1 protein-coding gene is annotated in these 767 nt (G+C 28.1%); it reads left to right on the top strand.

Features of this window, described 5'->3' with window-relative positions:
* On the top strand, positions 1–767 hold a 767-nt coding region (locus GQX97_RS13025), incomplete at both ends, for an ankyrin repeat domain-containing protein (protein ID WP_198391245.1).

Raw genomic sequence — 767 nt, 5'->3', positions numbered from 1 at the left:
AGCTGATATGTATATAGAGACTAAATTAGAAAAAAATTATTTAACGACATTGATGATAGCTTGCAGTCAACATTATACTGAAATAGTGAGAATATTACTTGAAAACGGCTATGACCCTAATTATAAAAATCAAAGAGGCGAAACAGCGTTTATATATTATATTTCTATAGAAAACAACCCTAGTATAGAAATAATAAAATTATTATTAGAATATGGTGCAGATATAAATGCTCAAAATAGCAAAGGCTCTACGGCATTGATGCTTGCTTCTTACGATGAAGAAAAAAAAGATTTTATGAGGACTTTATTAGAAAACGGTGCTGATACGGAATTAACAAATAATTATAATGGGAATACCGCMTTGCTTAATGCATGTGAACGAAGAAATATTGAAGGAGTTAAACTTCTTCTTGAGTATAATGCTAATATAAATGTGCAAGATGAATTTAAAAAAACTCCTTTAATATTAGCCTGTGATGCTGATTCTTATGATATAGTAAAAATATTGTTAGAGCATAATGCCGACATAAATTTATCAGACCATAGAAAAGAAACGCCTCTAATGTATGCAGTAGAAGAAAAAAATAGAGATATTGTTGAACTTCTTCTTAAATATAAACCTGATTTAACATTAAAAAATGAATCTTCAAAAACTGCATTAGATATTGCATATAAAAGAAATAATTATGTAAAAGAAATAGCAGATTTAATAAAAGAAGCTTCCTCTAGAGAGATACAATTTTTATATGCTGCTGCTGAGAATGATA

Origin of the sequence: Brachyspira sp. SAP_772 (genome assembly GCF_009755885.1) — a bacterium.
Classification (GTDB): domain Bacteria; phylum Spirochaetota; class Brachyspiria; order Brachyspirales; family Brachyspiraceae; genus Brachyspira.
Note: the sequence above shows the minus strand (reverse complement) of the source record. Positions and strands in the feature narration are given on the sequence as shown.